A 16,851-nucleotide genomic window follows, 5' to 3' on the forward strand; every position below is an offset into this window, starting at 1 on the left:
TTACGCGACGATGGAATTACGCGACGATGGAATTACGCGACGATGGAATCACCCGGAAACGGATCCGGGGGCCGGCGACCGGAACTCAGGCCGTGGTATCGCGCTGCCCGGTGCGTGATTCCTTCTCCGCGATCAGCAGATACGCCACCATGAGTCGCTTGAGTTCGGCGACGGCCGCCTCGTGGCTGAGCCCGTCCTGCACCGAGAAGTTGAGCATCGAATAGACCACGTGCACCAGCACCTGGGCCATCATCGAGCGCCGCACCCGTGGCGTACGCGGCATCAGCGGGCGCAGCATCTGCTGCACCGCCTCGGCGAATTCCTTCTCGTGGATGGCGCCGGTGGCACGCGTGGACGGCGTCGATTGCATCGCCAGCCAGACCTCGCGCCGCGAGGGATCGGTCATCCACAACTCGGCGAGATGATCGACGAGTTTGTTCATGTGCCGCAGCCAGTCCATCGACGGGATCTCGCCGTGGAAGTCGGCCAGCTCCTGGGATACGGCCACCAAGTCTTGCCGATTGAGCTCGCAGACGATGACGTACTTGTTGGCGAAGAACTGGTACAGCGTGCCGATCGGGACCTCCGCGCGGGCGGCGACCTCCTCGCAGGTGAACGACTCGAATCCCACCTCGACCAGCAGCTCCCGCGACGACTGCAGGAGTGCGTCGAACTTGCGTTTACTGCGTTCCTGGGTGGGCCGACGGCGGGGCATCAACTCCTGTGGGTCGTCCTGCAACTCCAACGCCGGGTCAGGACGTCGGTTCGACCTCGGTGCCGTGCGCGCTTCCACCACATCCACCAGGCTAGCGGTAGCGACACGCGGAAGACACACGACAGGGAGGTCGGTGTTCGCGATTCGGTTCGATTCATAACCCATCCAAGCCGAATGTGGTGACGAACACATACCGAGTAGATCTACATCGGCGGGGGCCTGTCGGTATTCGATCGGTCCCGCTGCGGCGTTGAACCGCTGCTCGGTGCGGCTTCTCCGGCGCGGTTCCTGCACACGGAAGGCTTGATCTCTGGTGGTTCGACCTGTGGTGACTCTCGGTGCTTCGATCGCTCGCGACCGAGTGGACGCGGTGGCATTGCGCGGCGGCAACGGCAAATTGACCGATCGAGTGCTCGCGCACCGCTGGACGGAACTGGGTGCGGCACCGGCCGCCGGGCTGCCGGGTTTGGTCGAGTCGCTGCTCGACGGACTCGCCGCGGATATCGGGCTGATTTTCGAGATCGCCGGTGCCGCTGTCACGTATCGGGAGGCCGCCGGCCGTCGCGCGGTCGTGACGGGACTGGCCGCGGGGCCGTGGTACGAGGCGTCGCTGGTGTCGGCCAAGTCGGCGCACCTCGCGCTGGCCCGGGCGATGACCTGGGCGAGCGAATTCGACTATCTCCTGGTCTGCGAGCTCACCCCGGGATATCAAGGCTTCTCGCTCATTTCACCGCATCGCGACCGCGTCGTCGCGGCCACGTCCACCGCCGCCGGATTCGTCTCCGAGGATTCGATCCGGCCCGGCATCGCCGCGGCATGGGATCAACTCGATGTGGCGGGGGTGCGGCCCAGTGCGGTCGTCGTGATCGGTTCGGCCGCCGCCGATCCCGCGGTGTCGGCCACCCTCTCGGCGGGTTTCAACGCGCCGGTGATTCCGTGCTCGGTCGCGGCGGCCGGTTCCGCGATCGGTTCGGCGCTGGTGGTGCAGCCGGAGGCTTATGTCGCCGCGCCGAGCGAACGCGCACGGATATCTCGCAATACGGTCGCGGTGGCTGCCGCCGCGAGTGTGCTGGCCGGTGGTCTGACCATCGGTGGCATCTATGAGTTCACCGACCATCCGCGCTCGGATGCCACCACCCGGCTGGCCGACGCGCGCGCCGCCCAGCAGAACCGGGGGCCGCGACACGCCCGCCCGGAACCGTCGTTGCCCGCACCGGATTCGGTTCCGGAACTACCGGTCGAGGGTGCACCGATCGATGGCGTCCCGGGCCCGCGGCACGCGGCTCCCGATGGTTCCCCGGGTTTCGATCCGACATCGGCGAACTGGGGGCCGAGCGGATCCTCCCGGCTGGGTTTGCTCGGATCGGATCAGGGCGGTGATACCAAACGCCTGGTGAAAGAAGCCCCGGATGCGGATTCGGCACAGCAGCAACAGAAGTCGGTGGTTCCGGCTCCCACCGAACCGGTCGGCGCTCCGGACGGCTCGCTGCTGTTCCCCGGCGAGACCGCACCACCGCAGGTCGGTACCGACGAATTCAACGAGTGGTGGGACAACCACTGGCGGCTCACCCTGCGGTGGGTGATCGCGATGATGCCCGCGCGCGACTGAGCACGTCGTTCGATGCCGAGGGCCCCGGGACGTCGATCGTCCTCGGGGCCCTCGTGCGTGTCCGTACACCGGACGTAGCCGCTACACGGACAGATCGCGCCGCAGCTTCGCCACATGCCCGGTGGCGCGCACGTTGTACTGTGCGACCTGGATCGTGCCCTGCTCATCGACGAGGAAGGTGGAGCGGATCACGCCCGTGATGCGCTTGCCGTACATCGTCTTCTCGCCGTAGGCGCCCCACGCCCGCAGGACCTCGCGATCGGGGTCCGACAGCAGCGGGAACGTCAGGCCCTCGTTGTCCCGGAATTTAGCGAGTTTCGCCGGCTTGTCCGGGGATATTCCGACGACGTCGAGACCGGCCTCGTTCAGTTCGGCGAGGTTGTCGCGGAAGTCGCAGGCCTGTTTGGTGCAGCCGGGGGTACTGGCGGCGGGGTAGAAATACACGATCACCTTGCGGCCGCGGTAGTCCGATAGCGACACCGGTTTACCGTCGGCGTCCGGCAAGGTGAAATCCGGCGCGGGGTCGCCGGGGCCGAGTCGTTGGGCGGCCGACGGGGTGCCCTCGGTGGTTGCGCGGGCTGTCGCCTCCGGGCCCTTCGCCTCGGCCGCCGGTCGTTGGTTGTCGGTCATGTCCAGCACGGTAGCCCACGGATGTGACAGGGGACGTGACATCGGTGGCGGCGGATAGACTCGACGCCCAGCGACCTACATGTACGACAGACCTACACGAACGACAACAGGAGACACAACGTGGCGAGGGATACCGAGCACATCGAGCGGGAGATCGAAGCCGCGCGTAACCGGCTCGCGAGCACACTCGACGAGCTCGCGGTACGGGCCGACCCGCAGCGGATCGCCGGCAACACCAAGCAGGCGGTCCTGGCGAAGGTGAACGAGCCCAAGGTGAAGTACAGCCTGATCGGCGCGGGCGCCTTCGTCGGTGTGCTGGTGCTGATCAAGATCTTCCGCCGCTGAGGCCGTAGAAACGACGGAACCCGGTGTGACACTGTCACACCGGGTTCCGTTCGTTATCGCCGATCAGACGGTCGGGCAGGCCATACCGGTGCCGTCGGGGTCCAGGTGCGGCGAGTAGCCGGGCTCACCGCGGAACAGCGGGGCACGGCCCGCGGCACGGGCCTCGTCACAGTTCTTGAACGTGCCGTCCGCCGAACCGGTCTGCGTCAGACCCGATGACCCAGTGGCGCCGATGGCGTCATCGATACCCGACGATCCCGTGCCGGCCGAGCCGGAGGGGATGAACCCATCGGCCGATGCCGGCGCGGAGAGGACGATCGGGGCGGCCAGGGTGATCAAGCCCGTGCCGGCGGTCACGTAAAGCCTGCGAACGTTCATGTATTCCTCGATGTCAGCTGCGGTTGATACAACGGGCCGGCCGCACTCCCCGCAGTGGAGGGCCGGGAACCGCCGAGTCTACTGTTCTGATGGCGGCCGTCGTTGTCAACCGGGCGTCCGAGAGCCGCTTACTCGCCCAAGCGCTTACCCGTCATATGTTCTGCGGGAATATGTCCCATTCTTCCGGCTTCGAAATCCGTTACGGCATCGATGATTTCCTGTCGGGTGTTCATGACGAACGGTCCGTACTGCACCACGGGCTCGCGGATCGGGGCGCCACCGAGCAGTAGCACCTCGAGTTGGCCCGTGGGGCCGTCCTGGTGCGCGTCGGCGGTGACCGCGATGGCCTCACCGTGGCCGAGCACCGCCAGTTGTCCCTCCGCCAGCGGACGCCCTTCGTCGCCGACGGTGCCGCTGCCGGCGAGGACGTAGACCATACCGGTGAACTCCTGCGGCCACGGGGTCTCCAGGCGGGCGCCGGGGCTGATCGAGGCGTGGGCGTACGCGATCGGGGTGTAGGTCGAACCCGGACCCTCGAAACCGCCGACCGCACCGGCGATGATGCGGACCAGCGCGCCACCGTCGTGGGAGGTGACGAGTTTCAGTTCGCTCGCGCGCAGATCCTGATAGCGCGGATCGGCCATCTTCAGCGATCGTGGCAGGTTGACCCACAGTTGCACACCGTGGAAGACCCCGCCGGAGATCACCAGGTCCTCGGCCGGCAGTTCGTCGTGCAGGATGCCCGAGCCCGCGGTCATCCACTGGGTATCGCCCTCGGAGATGGTTCCGCCGCCGCCGTTGGAATCGTGATGGACCATGGTGCCGTCGATCATGTATGTGACGGTTTCGAAGCCGCGGTGCGGATGCCACGGTGCGCCCTTGGCCTCGTACGGCTCGTAGGCGACCGGTCCCATGTGATCGAGCAGGATGAACGGATCGGCGGTGCGCACGTCGAGGCTGGGGAAGGGGCGCCGGACCTGGAAGCCCGCTCCCTCGAGTTGTTTGTGCGCGGTGGTGATGGTGCGCACCGGGCCCTGCCGCATCGTCGCCTCGGGGCGCGGCAGCCGCGGTAGCACCAGGATGTCGTCGACGGTGATCGCTGGCATGGTGTCCTCCTCGGGCTGGTGGTGTCCATGTCAACCAATAGCTCGGTAGGATCATTCCCATGGTGCGATGGCTCGACGAACAGGAGCAGCAGACCTGGTCCGCGTTTATCCGGCTGCGTCAGCGCCTCGATGCCGCGATGGCTGCCGGGCTGGCGCGGGACGGCCTGTCGGTTCCCGATTACGAGGTCCTGGTCGCACTGTCCGCGGCGCCGGACGGACAACTACGTGCCCGCGATCTCGGTGCGCAGATCTGCTGGGACAAGAGCCGGCTGTCGAAACATCTGGCCCGGATGGATGCCCGCGGTTTGGTGCGGCGTAGTCCCGCCGCCGACGATGCGCGGGGACGGCTGGTCTGCCTGACCGAAGCCGGTCGCCGGGCGCTCGAACACGCCGCACCACATCACGTCGACTTGGTGCGGCGGCTGTTCGTCGATCGGCTCAGCGATGCCGAGGCCGCCGTGGTGCGTTCCCTGGCGGCCAAGGTCACCGACGAGATCGAGCGCGACACCGGCCTGGTCTGAGAGCTCAGTCTTCGCTCGCCGGGGACCCGGCTCGTTTCCAGTCGCCGAACGGCTCGTCGCGTTCGCGCACCGCCTGCCGGAAACCGGCGGCGGCCGAACGCATTTGGAAGGAATAACCCTCGCGGGTATGGCGGGAGACGCCGTCGAAGACGGTACTCACCATGCCGGAAGTGGCGACGCCCTGGGCCAGCAGTGCGCTGTTGAGCGCCAGTTTCGCCATAATCAGCTGGTTGATCGGCACACGCGTAATCCGTTGCAGCAGTTGTTCGGTGCGATCGTCGAGTTCATCGGCCGGACAGGACTCCACCGCCAGGCCCCATTTCTCCGCCTGGGTGCCGCTGAGGCAGTCGCCGGTGAACAGCAGGCGTTTGGCGCGCTGATCCCCGAGCCGGTGCGCCCACATACCCGCCGCCGGAATGCCCCACACCCGGGTGGGCGGATAGCCGATCTTGGTGTCGTCGGCGCAGATGATCTGATCGCAGAACAGCGCGATATCGGTGCCGCCCGCGATCGCGAAGCCGTGCAGTTTGGCGACCGTCGGTTTGTCGGCGTGCAACAGGCTGGAGAAGCCGCGGTTGAATCGGCTCATCATCTGGTAGTCGACCATGGGATCCCACGTGGCCCACGGGTTGTGATTGCGGGCCTGCACGACCGGGTCGAGGACGGTACCGGTCGTGGGCTGGGTGGAGCCGGTGGCGGCGAAACCGTTCTCGGCGAAGATCGACAGGTCGTATCCTCCACAGAACCCCTTGCCGCGTCCGGAGATCACCATGACGTGTACGCGGGGATCGACGTCGGCCCGTTCCACCGCGTGCGCGATCTCGATCGGGGTGTCGGCGGTGATCGCATTGCCTTGTTCGGGCCGGTTGAACGTGATGCGGGCGATTCGGCCGGTGACCTCGTAGGTGAGGGTGCGGTAGTCGGGACCGTCGTCGGGATCCGGGCGGTTGGCGAACAGGGAGTCCTCGCCGCTGATCAGGTCCTCACGCCAGGCGGCCGGTCGAGTGCCGGAGTGATTGTCGTATTCGGTCATTCAAGAAGTGAACTCCTGTTCATTTCTTGCGTCAAGAGGGCGGGCCGCCGGTGAGCCACGGCGTCACCGGAGGCTTCACCCAGAGAATCTTCTCGTCGGTGAACTCGCGTTGTGCCGCGGGGTGATCCGGCTGTCGCGCGGCCCACGCGTCCTTCTCGTCGAGCAGTTCCGCCACCAGCGTCCAGGTCTCGTCGGTGCTGGGGGGATTGGTATCGGCGGCGCGGGCGAGTTTGCGTCGGGTCGCCGCGGGGATCGTCGACAGGTCGGCGCCGGAGATATCGCGCTGCCACAGATAGGCCGCCAGCCGTCGCGCCTTGTCGGCGCGTCCCTTACTGGCGTGGTCGGTATGTGCGTAGTCGGCCATGGTCGATTCCCGATCGCGAACGGTTGCCCCCGAGCCTAGTGCCCGGCGGTGGGCCCGGCGCCGTCCGCCCGCGCGGCGGCCGGACGCTCTCTGCTGGATGGAGCCGTCTCGATGGCAACCGTTGACTTCACGCTGAGTCGATCACTGGCGGACCACGCCGCACAGCGTCACAATCCATGCGCACATGTGAATGTCTTTCTACTCCGACGGAGGCGCGATCATGACGGTGACCGACGAGTACCTGGCCAACAATGCCGAATACGCGGCCCAGTTCAGCGGCCCGCTGCCGCTGCCACCCAGCAAGCACGTCGCCGTGGTGGCATGTATGGACGCGCGGCTCGACGTCTATCGCATCCTGGGCCTGCAGGAGGGCGAGGCGCATGTCATCCGCAATGCGGGCGGTGTGGTGACCGACGACGAGATCCGGTCGCTCGCCATCAGCCAGCGGCTGCTGGGCACGACCGAGATCATCCTGATCCATCACACCGACTGCGGCATGCTGACCTTCACCGACGACGACTTCAAACGCGGAATCCAGGACGAGGTAGGTATCAAGCCCGGCTGGTCCGCCGAGGCGTTCGGTGATCTGGACGAGGATGTGCGCCAATCCATTCGGCGCATCGAGACCAGCCCGTTCGTCACGAAGACGACCTCGCTGCGCGGCTTCGTCTTCGACGTGGCCACCGGAAAACTCAACGAGGTGATTTCCTGAGCCACGCCGAGCGCCCGGCTACAGGATCCACTCCCGCCGGTAGTCGGCGTGATCGGCCCAGCACAGTGCCACACAGCGCAACAACCGGTCCTGGCGACCTCGACCGGGTGGTAACTGCGCCATCGTGACGATCAGGCGCTTGGCCAGCACTTCGCGGCGCACACGCCCCCCGTCGACGGCCCGCACTGCCTGTTCATCCTCGCGCAACCGCGCATCGATGAAATCGATAATGCTCCCCACACGACACTTGGACGCAGCGGCCTCGCCCGTGGTTCCCGAGCGCGAAGTGCCGACGGCCTGATCGAGCCGGCGGCACTTCGCGGCATACCGCCACGATCCCGGCAACGATGAAGGCCGCGACGGCGACCAGATGGCAGAGCGTGCTGATTCCGGCGATATCGGCCTCGTTGTCGGTGATATCGGGCAGCGTCGCCGCGAACGCGAGTAGCGACACACCCATCACCGTCGGCGCCGCCACCGCGACCCACCACGATCGTGGCCCGCCCCGGCTGAGGGCATACCCGCCGAACACCGTGCCGGCCACGGTCGCGAGTACGACCGTGAATCCGGCGGCCGCGACAACGCACTCCGATCCGCTCGCCGGTTCGCGGCCGGGGCTGTACGAGAGGGCGCGCATTTGCCAGGGTGAGGGCTGTGAGCGACTTCGATGCCGAGGTGCTGGCGGGGCCACGGGAACGGGCGTGTGCGCTGGTGGCCGGGTTTTCGCCCGAGGTACCGCCGTATTCGCAGCAGCCGTCGGCATTGAGCGAGGCGGAGTTCGCGCGCGGCGCGCGGCTGAATGTGGAGATGTTCTTCGATTTTCTGCATTCGGGCGAACTGCCGACTGCCGACGCGATGGGCGAGGTCGTGGAGTTGGCGCTCGAGCGGGTGCGCCAAGGGGTGCCGCTGGGCAGTGTGCTGTCCCGGTATCGAATCGCCGCCGCTTATATGACGAGCGTGTTGGAGCGGTCCGCGGGCCCGGCCGAACGAGCGGTACTCACCACCATCGGGCCGCGGTTGATGGAGTTCGTGGCGGCGGCTACCGCGCGGGTGGCCGTCGCGTGTGTCGAGGATGTGAGTGATCCGCTGTGGGAGCACCGCGATCGCCGCCGCGCCATCGCGGACGCGCTGCTGGAGGGGCGCGATCCGCTGGTCTGGTCGCAGGAGACCGCGATTCCGGTCGCGAAGTCGTTCCTGGTGGCGGTGTTCGACGTATCGACTGCGGCCGATCCGGCGCGGGTGACCCGGATGCGCAACGATCTGGACCGGATCGCCGGCACATTCGTGCGGATGGACAGTGCCGGATGGACCGTGCTGATGCCGCTGACCACGACTCGGGAGGAGGCCGTGGCGACGGTGCAGCGGATACTCGACGGCCCCGGCGACGGGAACGGTGTCGCACAGATGTGGGTCGGTGCGGCGTGCGCGCGGCGGCTGTCCGACATTCCGGCCGTCGCGGCGGAGGCCCGGACGGTCAGTGGCATCTGCCGGCGGACGGGACGGGGGGAGACGGTCACCGAGGTGCGAGAGGTTCTGCTCGAATTCGCGCTGACGGCGGGCCCCGCCGCCGGGCGGCACCTGTCGTCGATCGCCGGGGCACTGGACGGACAACCGGCGCTGGTCCAGACGCTGGACGCGTTCTTCGCCTGCCAATTCAATCAACTCGCGACCGCGCGCCGGCTCGGCGTGCACCGCAATACCGTCACCTACCGGCTGACCGGGATCGCCGAGGCGACCGGCTGGGACCCGTTGCACCCACGCGAGGCGATGGTCTTGTACGCGGCCCGGCTCACCGCCCTCGGTACCGAAGGCATGGACAACGGCGCCCCTTAGGCACTTTTCCAAACGACGGCCCGGCGCACTGTCGTATTGCCGGTACCGCGCCGGAACCGAGTGCGGTGTGCTGCGTAGGTGGACAGTGACGTCTTTGCCGACAGCATCCGGGGGCGGCGGCCCCGTCATCTCGACGCGTGGCGCCGCCGGGCGTTCCTCGTGGCAGCCCTCTCGGTGGCCATGGTGTCGGCCGTTGCCGGAGTCTCGCACGCGCAGCCGCCGACGGTGCCGCCGCCGGGTGTTCCGGTGAAACCTCCGCTGCCCTTTCCGATTCCGCCCGCACCGCCGGAATTCGACCCGGCCTTCTATCATCCCGATCAGTCGATCGTGGACAGCAAGCAGCCGGGTGAGATCATCGCGGCCCGCCAGGTGCATCTCGCCTACGCCTCGGCGCTACCGATCAATATGGATGCCTGGCAGCTGTCGTTCCGTTCGACCAACACTCGCGGCCAGGCGGTTCCGGCGGTGACCACGGTGATGAAACCGCACGCCGCCGCGGCGACGCCGCGACCGCTACTGTCCTATCAGTTCGCCGAGGATTCCCTCGGACAGTATTGCCGCCCTTCATATCTGAGCCAGGTGGGATCGATCGGACCGCTGGCGGGATCCGCGGAAACGACGAGTCTGTTCGCGGTTCCGATCGCGGCCGCGCAGATGGGCTGGGCTGTGGTCGTCACCGATACCGAGGGCCCGGATCAAGCGTTCGGCGCTGGCCCGCTGGAGGGACGGATCACGCTGGACGGTATTCGTGCGGCGGAGAACTTCGAGCCCATGCAACTCGATGGCGCCCGCACCGAGGTCGGGATGACCGGATACTCCGGGGGAGCGATGGCCACCGGGCATGCGGCGGAATTGCACCGCGAATACGCGCCCGAGCTGAATATCGTCGGCGTCGCGGAGGGCGGTATCCCGGCCGACGTCGGAGCGGCATTGAAGATGGCCAGCGGTAATGCCGGGGCGGGCATCATCTTCGCCGGTGCGGTCGGAGCCTCGCGCGAATATCCGGAATTGGCGGATCTTTTCGACAAGTATCTGTCTCCGGCGGGCCGCGTGTTCGTGGCCGCCAAACAGAATCTGTGCCAGGTGCCGACCTCGCTGGTGGTGCCGTTCGTCGATATCGACAGCCTGTTCACGATTCCGCATCCGCTGGACGATCCGCGGGCGGTGACGGTGATGGACCGAATAAAGATGGGCCATCGGGTGCCGGATATGCCGATGTTCATGCTGCAGTCCAACCCGGACTGGCTGGTGCCGGTCGGGCCGGTGAACGATCTCGTCGATACCTACTGCCACGATCCGTCCGCGCGCGTGCAGTACTTGCGCGACCACTTCAGCGAGCACCTCACGCTCGACACGTTCTCCATACCTCTGATGATCAAGTTCCTCGCCGATCGCTTCGACGGTGTCCCCGCGCCGAGTGGCTGCGGCAGCAAGGACGCAGGATCGGTACTGCTCGCGCCGGAGCTGTGGACGACACTGCTGCCACAGATCGCGCCGTTCATGCTGAATCTGCTCGGCAAGCCCGTCGGACAGTGAGATGAATACGATCGCCGCGGCGATTCGGGCGGAAGGCTGTCACCGACGGCCGGGACGACCACGTGATCGCTTCCGTCTGAGAGATGACGCAGGGGGTTTCCGCATCCGTCAGCGGCAGGTGCCCGAAGAATACCGTCTGCGGGCCGTCTCGGGTGCGAGATCTATCGGGTCACCGGGACGTGAGAGTTGTTGCGCAGCAACGCCGGGGCGTTAGGCAGTAGCGGCGAGTCGCTGCGACTCGCCGCTGAATCCGGAATACGGGGCGTTCAGATCAACGCGTCGGCGCCCATTTCGATGTGCCGGGCGCGGCGGTCAGCGTGGCAGCGAGATCGGCCCCGGCGATCGCGAGCGCGGGCCCGCCGACAGCGATTGTGCCGAGGATGCCACCGACCGCCGCGCCGGTCACCGCACCGGCGACGCAGCCCGCTGGAATGAACACGACCGTCGGCGAGGTGGCGACGCCGCCGACGACGCAGCCGATCGCCGCGCCCGCCGCGGTGCCGCTGAATCCGCCGAGGGCGGTCGCGATCCCGAACTGCGTCGCGAATTCAGCTTCCGCCGCGTGGTTCTCCTGCACGGACGCGACCGGCTCGACGGCGGACGCGGCGTTGCTGGTGGCGATGCCGACAGTGGCGATCGCCGTAGCGGCGAGCAGGGCAGCGGCGGTGGTGGTGCGAATGCTGATCATCTGTGTATCTCCTTGTTGTGTAACGGAATCCGCGCGACGCAGCGGGCCCGCGAGATGAAGAACGTTCAGAGCTGCCAGAAAAGTTCGGGCGCGACATAACGCGGCCCGGCGCCGCCGCGCAGCCGGCGATCGAGCCATGGGTCGACGCCGCCACGGCTCACGGTCGCAGCCCGGTCTGCGGGCACGGTGCCGCACAGTGCGGCGCTGGCACCGAACGCGCACAGATCGGTCGCGGAGTAGTGACCGGCGTCGACGATCGAGGCGTACTCGAGGCGCGGGTCGCGGATCTGCGACCACGACGGGTGCAGCGGCGTATCGCCGGACGCGAGCGGCAGCATCGGCCGGTCGAGCCCGGGTGCATCGGCGACGCCGTCCCACCCGGCCGAGCCGTCCAGCACCACGCCGGCCCGGATCCGCGGATCCGTCGCGGCCGTCCGCACGGTGGTCGGATCGCCGTAGGAATGCTCGACCATGGCGATACAGTCGAGGTCCACCAGCGCCCCGACGACGGGCAAGCTCGGCAGCAGGTCGACGGCGAGCCGGGTGTCAGCACGGCGATCGGCGAGTCGGGCGCGCATGTACCCGGTATCGTCGGGCATCACATCGCGGCGTGAACGCGCCACAGGGTGGATCGCCGTAGACGACGCCGTTCGGGAGCTCGACGGCCGGACCCTCGCCGGTGTGATCCATGGCGACCGCGACGTACCCGCGCGAGGCTCTCCTCGGCGAGGCCGGACAGAATCCAGTGCGGTGCCCCGAGACCTGGCGACATCACGACGACCGGCAGGCGGCCGAGGGACGTGTCGACGGCTGACCCCTCGACGGCCGCGACGGTGGCGGCGAGCATCGGCCCCCGACGCTTTCTCGGTGTGCAGCCATCGCGCCGACTCGATCGCGGTATTCGACCGCGCGATTGGATCGGCCGCCGGAACGTAGGACGCGGGCGCACCGGTGCTCGCGGCCGGGTACCAGACAGACACCATGATCACGCGCACCGGTCCGGATCGGTGAGTGCGGCATCGATTCGGCCGACAGCGTGAGTGTCAGAGGGGCGGTGACGGGGGAGGGGCGCAAACCCTTAGCTACACAGGATGATCCGGCACCGCAGAGCGGACTGTCGCCGTGCGCTGACGGCGCGATGAGGATCGCAATGACGACCGCGAGAGTGACCAAGATCACCGCTGCGCTGGCTGGATGATGAGGAGAGCGAAGGAAAAGAGCCGTGCTCGTAAGCTACAGTGCACAATTCCGGAATCCGATGCCGGAAGCATTGTCGCAGGTAGCGAGCGGTTTTTCTGGTGCGCCATCAGGGACTCGAACCCCGAACCCGCTGATTAAGAGTCAGCTGCTCTGCCAATTGAGCTAATGGCGCTTGGACCTCCGGATCGGGCGCTGGGCTCCGTTCCGGTGCGGGAGAAACCATAACAGGCGCGCGGGCGGAAAGTGAAATCGCCTGTTCAGGGGGTGGATTGGGGAATGTGCCCGGTGGCGGTAACGGATGGGGGCCCGGAAGGGATGAATCGGACGGAGCGTGTGGGGCGAGTCGTCGTGTTTACCCGGTTGCGACCCTTCCACCTGGCAGAATGAGTGGGCGTGGTCTCGACCGATCCCCGCACGCGTGGTGGGTTGAGCAGCGTGGCTGGGGTTCCCGGTTGCGTACGAGGCATGAAACGGGGTTTGGACATGGGCAGACGTCGAGACCGACAACGAACGAAGCTTGTGGCCGGGTGGCTGGGTGTGGTGTCGCTACTCGCGCTCGCGGTGACCGGATGCGGTAGTACCGGTGCGGTGGGCAACGGACCGGTGATTCAGGCCAATTCGGCCATCGACCTGGTCAAACCCAAGGTCGTCATGCCGGTCGCGGACGGTGCGACCGGGGTGTCGCCGGGGGAGCCGCTGCCGGTGCGGGTCGAGAACGGCAAGCTCACCGGTGTCACCATGCTCACACCGGACGGTGATCCGGTGGCCGGCCGGATCGCACCCGACGGCCTGTCCTGGGAGCCGGCCGAGCAGCTCGGTTTCGACCGGACCTACCGGCTGACCGCCGACGCGGTCGGCATCGGCGGTACCACCTCCACCACCATGAGTTTCACCACACTGTCGCCGCGCGTGCGCACCCATCCGTGGTTGCTGCCCGGTGAGAACCAGGTGGTGGGGATCGGGCAGCCGGTGGCGGTGCAGTTCGACGAGAACATCCCGGACCGCCGCGTCGTGCAGGACGCCATCAAGATCACCACGGTGCCCGCCGTCGAGGGTGCCTTCTACTGGGTCAACAACCGCGAAGTGCGCTGGCGCCCCGAACATTTCTGGGCTCCCGGCACCCGGGTCACGGTCGACGTGAACACCTACGGCCGGGATCTGGGCCGCGGGGTGATCGGTGACAGCGATATCCATTCCAGCTTCACCGTCGGCGATCCGATGGTCTTCACCGCCGACGACAACACCAAGACGGTCACGGTCGAACACAACGGCCAGGTGGTGCGGACCATGCCGACCTCGATGGGTAAGGACTCCACGCCCACCCAGAACGGCGTCTACATCATCGGCGACCAGTTCGATCACATGATCATGGATTCCTCCACCTACGGCGTGTCCGCGACCGGTCCCAACGGGTATCGGACCCCGGTGGACTGGGCCACGCGGATGTCCTACAGCGGAATTTTCATGCACTCGGCACCGTGGTCGGTCGGGCAGCAGGGCTATTCCAATACCAGCCACGGCTGCCTGAACCTCAGCCCCGAGGATGCCCGGTGGGTGTACGAGAACGCCAAGCGCGGCGATATCGCGATCGTGAAGAACACGGTGGGCGAAACCCTTTCCGGTCTCGACGGGCTCGGCGACTGGAACATTCCGTGGGCGGAGTGGAAGGCCGGTAACGCCGACACCGACCGCTGACGATCGGGCCGGTCGCGCGGATTCTCGCGCCTGGGAATCCGGTGCCGGCCTGCGGATCTACTCTCATCGCGTCGATCGAGCCGACGCCGTGTCCACGTATTCCGCGCAGGGCCCCGGCCCGGCGCAAGCGAGGAGTTCGTGATGACCCGGGGCGATGTCCATCTGTGCGGCAGTGTGCCGCTGTCGAATGCCGAGGCCGTTTTCACCGAGGCCGCGCGGCGGCTGGGGCCGTGGCTGGGGCGTATCCCGGACGGGGAGACCGGTGAGCGCGACAATTTCACCGTCTGGCAGTTGCCGCGCATGGGCGCCCATCCGGATCTGGAGACCGTGCCGCCGCCGAGCCCGGAGTACGGGCCCAGCGAGCGGGTGCGGCCGAAACCGGGAGTGGATCCGGCGTCGATCGATTTCGGAGCGCTGGGGTACGCCGACGCCGCGCTGGAGTCTTGGCGGATCTTCCGCAAGCTTCGTGACCAGGGCGGTATCGAGGGGGGCGTCCGCTTCCAGGTCTGCCTGCCGACGCCGATCTCGGTGGTCGGCGCTTTCGTCGGCGACCCGCAGGATGTCCTGGAGCAGCGTTACGAGGCGGCGCTGCTGGCCGAGCTGGACCGGATCGTCGCGGATATCCCGCGCGGCGAGCTGGCGGTGCAATGGGATTGCCCCGTCGAATTCGCGATCTTCGAAGGGGTGTTCCCGTCCTGGTTCGGTACCGGTGACGAGGCGAAATTCGCGCAGATAGTGACCCGGCTGACCCGGCTCGGCGCGGCCGTTCCCGACGGTGTCGAACTCGGATACCACCTGTGCTACGGCGATTTCGGGCATCGGCATTTCGCCGAGCCCGCCGACACCGGGCGCATGGTCGCGGTGATGTCCGCGGTGCTGGCGGCGGTGCCGCGCGGGATCGACTGGGTGCATATGCCGGTGCCCCGCTCACGTGCCGATCGCGACTACTTCGCGCCACTGGCCGCGCTGCCGCTGCCGGAGTCGACCCGGCTGTATCTGGGACTGATCCACGCCACCGACGGCGAGGACGGTGCTCGCCGCCGGATCGCGGCGGCGCGCGAGGTGGTGGACGGATTCGGGATCGCCACCGAATGCGGATTCGGCCGCCGGTCCGCCGAGCAGATCCCGGACCTGCTCGACCTGCACGCTCGGGTGGCGGCCGAGCTGTGATGACGGTGCGCCGGTCGCGGGGCGAACGGGTCCTGCCGGCGGCCCCGACGGCGCATTGTTTCCCGTTCGCCGCCCGCACACCGAATCAGATGTCGTTCACCGAACGCGACCAGCGATACCGGCTGCTGCATCAGTGGCCGGGGTCGAGCTTCGCACATGATTCGGGCTTGCACATGATCTGGAAATACCAGGATGTGCGGGAGGTGCTGGCCGCCGCGACACCGGGGATCTCCAACGCCAACGCGTTGGATCCGCTCGTCGGATTCCCACGGATCGCCATGAACGCGCGGGCCCTTCCGCATCTGTTCCGCGACCTCGTTCCGCTGCCGTCGAAGGCGACCGCCAACGCCACCGATCCTGTACTGCACAAGCAGATCTGGGATGCCATGGCGGGGCCCGACGGCTTTTTCACGATTCCCGCCGCCCGGCGGGATGAATGTCGGGAGGAGTTGGCCGAGCATTTCCGGGCGGTATGTGATCCGAGTGCCGGACGCGACGACGGGCTTCTCGATGTGACAACGATGTCGATCACCTATGCGGCCCGGGTCACCGCTTCGGCGGTCGGCGTGTCCGCGCATCACTGGCCCCGGCTCGCGGAGTGGAGTGGGGCGCAGTCGGGGCTGTTGGGCCGCAGGATGCGTGGCCGGGAGTTGGCTGTTGCGGTGCACGGACTGGGCCGTCTGTTCGCCGTGAGTGCGCAGTCGGTGCTGTCGGCACCCGCCGCCGCGCCGAGTTTCGCCGGACACCTGCGCGAGCACGGCATTCCCGATCGACCGGCGATCGCGGCGATGGCCAATTCGCTTGCCGCCGGGGTACACACCATCAGCGGCACTATTCAGCAGGGAGTGCAACGGCTGCTGGCCGATCCGGACCGGACCTGGTGGAACACGCTGGCGGATCCCGTGCAGGCGCCGCGGGTGGCGGCGAAGATTCTGCAGCTTGACCCGGGGTTGGTGGCATGGAAACGGCGGGCCGATCGCCGGGTCGTGCTGCGCAGCGGTACCACCTTGCCCAAGGGGCAGATTCTGGTCCTGTTCGCGGCGGCGAATCGCGATCCCGCGGCGTTCGGGGACCCGCTCGTCCTCGGTGGTTCGGGGAAGATGCCGTTGACATTCGGATTCGGCACGCACATCTGCCCGGGACGGCAGCTGGCCACGGCGGCGGTCGAGGTCTTTTTGACCCAGCTGGCCGAGTTGAGCCCGCAAGCCCGACCGGTTCCCGAGAGTGATCCGCCGCGGTCACCGGATCTGCTGTTCAGCGGTGCGGACGTGCTGGTCCGGCGGTGACCACCGCGGCCCGGGCCGGTACCGGTATTT

Annotated in this window: 18 protein-coding genes and 1 tRNA gene; 9 read left to right on the top strand and 10 right to left on the bottom strand. The window is 67.5% G+C overall.

Features of this window, described 5'->3' with window-relative positions; genetic code table 11:
• Positions 1-85: 85 nt before the first annotated feature.
• Positions 86-715: a TetR/AcrR family transcriptional regulator gene (locus LKD76_RS08155; RefSeq protein ID WP_227980415.1), complete on the bottom strand. Its 630-nt coding sequence runs from the start codon at positions 713-715 to the stop codon at positions 86-88.
• A 328-nt stretch (positions 716-1,043) separates the two neighbouring features.
• Between LKD76_RS08155 and LKD76_RS08160 the strand changes: the two genes are divergently transcribed.
• Positions 1,044-2,324 (top strand): DUF7159 family protein, encoded by a 1,281-nt coding sequence (locus LKD76_RS08160; RefSeq protein ID WP_227980416.1) that lies wholly within the window; start codon positions 1,044-1,046, stop codon positions 2,322-2,324.
• 81 nt (positions 2,325-2,405) lie between these two features.
• Here the strand turns inward: LKD76_RS08160 and bcp are convergent, their stop codons facing one another.
• Entirely contained in the window at positions 2,406-2,954 is a 549-nt protein-coding gene (bcp, locus tag LKD76_RS08165; protein ID WP_227980417.1) for a thioredoxin-dependent thiol peroxidase, read from the bottom strand.
• A 120-nt stretch (positions 2,955-3,074) separates the two neighbouring features.
• Here bcp and LKD76_RS08170 point away from each other — a divergent pair, with 120 nt between their 5' ends.
• Entirely contained in the window at positions 3,075-3,299 is a 225-nt protein-coding gene (locus tag LKD76_RS08170; RefSeq protein ID WP_227980418.1) for a DUF3618 domain-containing protein, read from the top strand.
• Positions 3,300-3,362: 63 nt separating this feature from the next.
• Here the strand turns inward: LKD76_RS08170 and LKD76_RS08175 are convergent, their stop codons facing one another.
• A complete protein-coding gene (locus LKD76_RS08175; protein WP_227980419.1) occupies positions 3,363-3,677 on the bottom strand; it encodes an excalibur calcium-binding domain-containing protein in 315 nt (104 codons plus the stop codon).
• Between the two features lie 128 nt (positions 3,678-3,805).
• On the bottom strand, positions 3,806-4,783 hold the full coding sequence (locus tag LKD76_RS08180) for a pirin family protein (RefSeq protein ID WP_227980420.1): 978 nt from the start codon (positions 4,781-4,783) through the stop codon (positions 3,806-3,808).
• A 59-nt stretch (positions 4,784-4,842) separates the two neighbouring features.
• Here LKD76_RS08180 and LKD76_RS08185 point away from each other — a divergent pair, with 59 nt between their 5' ends.
• Complete coding sequence (locus LKD76_RS08185; protein WP_227980421.1) at positions 4,843-5,304, top strand: MarR family winged helix-turn-helix transcriptional regulator; 462 nt, start codon at positions 4,843-4,845, stop codon at positions 5,302-5,304.
• A 4-nt stretch (positions 5,305-5,308) separates the two neighbouring features.
• Here the strand turns inward: LKD76_RS08185 and LKD76_RS08190 are convergent, their stop codons facing one another.
• Positions 5,309-6,337 carry a crotonase/enoyl-CoA hydratase family protein gene (locus LKD76_RS08190; protein WP_227980422.1) on the bottom strand — a complete coding sequence of 343 codons (1,029 nt, stop codon included), beginning with the start codon at positions 6,335-6,337 and terminating at the stop codon, positions 5,309-5,311.
• A 31-nt stretch (positions 6,338-6,368) separates the two neighbouring features.
• The gene (locus tag LKD76_RS08195; RefSeq protein WP_227980423.1) at positions 6,369-6,701 is read right to left on the bottom strand and encodes a hypothetical protein; all 333 of its coding nucleotides are present in this window, start codon (positions 6,699-6,701) and stop codon (positions 6,369-6,371) included.
• 220 nt (positions 6,702-6,921) lie between these two features.
• Between LKD76_RS08195 and LKD76_RS08200 the strand changes: the two genes are divergently transcribed.
• Positions 6,922-7,413 carry a beta-class carbonic anhydrase gene (locus LKD76_RS08200; protein WP_227980424.1) on the top strand — a complete coding sequence of 164 codons (492 nt, stop codon included), beginning with the start codon at positions 6,922-6,924 and terminating at the stop codon, positions 7,411-7,413.
• Positions 7,414-7,431: 18 nt separating this feature from the next.
• On the opposite strand, the gene LKD76_RS08205 is transcribed toward LKD76_RS08200, so the two are convergent.
• Positions 7,432-7,653, bottom strand: coding sequence for a DUF6221 family protein (locus tag LKD76_RS08205; RefSeq protein WP_227980425.1), 222 nt, complete (start codon positions 7,651-7,653; stop codon positions 7,432-7,434).
• Between the two features lie 414 nt (positions 7,654-8,067).
• Between LKD76_RS08205 and LKD76_RS32120 the strand changes: the two genes are divergently transcribed.
• A complete protein-coding gene (locus LKD76_RS32120) occupies positions 8,068-9,246 on the top strand; it encodes a PucR family transcriptional regulator (protein WP_227980426.1) in 1,179 nt (392 codons plus the stop codon).
• A gap of 180 nt (positions 9,247-9,426) precedes the next feature.
• The gene (locus tag LKD76_RS32125) at positions 9,427-10,782 is read left to right on the top strand and encodes a lipase family protein (protein ID WP_372465975.1); all 1,356 of its coding nucleotides are present in this window, start codon (positions 9,427-9,429) and stop codon (positions 10,780-10,782) included.
• Between the two features lie 271 nt (positions 10,783-11,053).
• Here LKD76_RS32125 and LKD76_RS08220 read toward each other — a convergent pair whose 3' ends face one another.
• The 3 genes from LKD76_RS08220 to LKD76_RS08230 form a co-directional block, all read right to left on the bottom strand.
• Positions 11,054-11,470 carry a hypothetical protein gene (locus LKD76_RS08220; protein WP_227980428.1) on the bottom strand — a complete coding sequence of 139 codons (417 nt, stop codon included), beginning with the start codon at positions 11,468-11,470 and terminating at the stop codon, positions 11,054-11,056.
• Positions 11,471-11,535: 65 nt separating this feature from the next.
• A complete protein-coding gene (locus LKD76_RS08225; RefSeq protein WP_227980429.1) occupies positions 11,536-12,048 on the bottom strand; it encodes an alpha/beta hydrolase in 513 nt (170 codons plus the stop codon).
• 718 nt (positions 12,049-12,766) lie between these two features.
• Positions 12,767-12,842, bottom strand: a tRNA-Lys gene (locus LKD76_RS08230).
• Between the two features lie 311 nt (positions 12,843-13,153).
• Here LKD76_RS08230 and LKD76_RS08235 point away from each other — a divergent pair.
• The 3 genes from LKD76_RS08235 (at position 13,154) to LKD76_RS08245 (ending at position 16,821) form a co-directional block, all read left to right on the top strand.
• Positions 13,154-14,365, top strand: a complete 1,212-nt coding sequence (locus LKD76_RS08235) for a L,D-transpeptidase (protein ID WP_372465768.1) — start codon at positions 13,154-13,156, stop codon at positions 14,363-14,365.
• A gap of 141 nt (positions 14,366-14,506) precedes the next feature.
• Entirely contained in the window at positions 14,507-15,535 is a 1,029-nt protein-coding gene (locus LKD76_RS08240; protein WP_227980430.1) for a hypothetical protein, read from the top strand.
• Positions 15,535-16,821: a cytochrome P450 family protein gene (locus LKD76_RS08245; RefSeq protein WP_227980431.1), complete on the top strand. Its 1,287-nt coding sequence runs from the start codon at positions 15,535-15,537 to the stop codon at positions 16,819-16,821. The genes LKD76_RS08240 and LKD76_RS08245 overlap by 1 nt, the downstream gene beginning before the upstream one ends.
• The last annotated feature ends 30 nt before the right edge of the window (positions 16,822-16,851 follow it).

The sequence above is a fragment of the Nocardia spumae genome (assembly GCF_020733635.1).
In the GTDB taxonomy this organism is placed as follows: Bacteria; Actinomycetota; Actinomycetes; order Mycobacteriales; family Mycobacteriaceae; genus Nocardia; species Nocardia spumae.

Excerpts from the sequence above, each read along its gene's own strand:
- LKD76_RS08155 (WP_227980415.1), bottom strand. The coding sequence starts at position 715 with ATGCCCCGCCGTCGGCCCACCCAGGAACGCAGTAAACGCAAGTTCGAC.
- bcp (WP_227980417.1), bottom strand. The coding sequence starts at position 2,954 with ATGACCGACAACCAACGACCGGCGGCCGAGGCGAAGGGCCCGGAGGCG.
- LKD76_RS08175 (WP_227980419.1), bottom strand. The coding sequence starts at position 3,677 with ATGAACGTTCGCAGGCTTTACGTGACCGCCGGCACGGGCTTGATCACC.
- LKD76_RS08180 (WP_227980420.1), bottom strand. The coding sequence starts at position 4,783 with ATGCCAGCGATCACCGTCGACGACATCCTGGTGCTACCGCGGCTGCCG.
- LKD76_RS08185 (WP_227980421.1), top strand. The coding sequence starts at position 4,843 with ATGGTGCGATGGCTCGACGAACAGGAGCAGCAGACCTGGTCCGCGTTT.
- LKD76_RS08190 (WP_227980422.1), bottom strand. The coding sequence starts at position 6,337 with ATGACCGAATACGACAATCACTCCGGCACTCGACCGGCCGCCTGGCGT.
- LKD76_RS08195 (WP_227980423.1), bottom strand. The coding sequence starts at position 6,701 with ATGGCCGACTACGCACATACCGACCACGCCAGTAAGGGACGCGCCGAC.
- LKD76_RS08200 (WP_227980424.1), top strand. The coding sequence starts at position 6,922 with ATGACGGTGACCGACGAGTACCTGGCCAACAATGCCGAATACGCGGCC.
- LKD76_RS32125 (WP_372465975.1), top strand. The coding sequence starts at position 9,427 with ATGGTGTCGGCCGTTGCCGGAGTCTCGCACGCGCAGCCGCCGACGGTG.
- LKD76_RS08220 (WP_227980428.1), bottom strand. The coding sequence starts at position 11,470 with ATGATCAGCATTCGCACCACCACCGCCGCTGCCCTGCTCGCCGCTACG.
- LKD76_RS08225 (WP_227980429.1), bottom strand. The coding sequence starts at position 12,048 with ATGCGCGCCCGACTCGCCGATCGCCGTGCTGACACCCGGCTCGCCGTC.
- LKD76_RS08235 (WP_372465768.1), top strand. The coding sequence starts at position 13,154 with ATGGGCAGACGTCGAGACCGACAACGAACGAAGCTTGTGGCCGGGTGG.
- LKD76_RS08240 (WP_227980430.1), top strand. The coding sequence starts at position 14,507 with ATGACCCGGGGCGATGTCCATCTGTGCGGCAGTGTGCCGCTGTCGAAT.
- LKD76_RS08245 (WP_227980431.1), top strand. The coding sequence starts at position 15,535 with ATGACGGTGCGCCGGTCGCGGGGCGAACGGGTCCTGCCGGCGGCCCCG.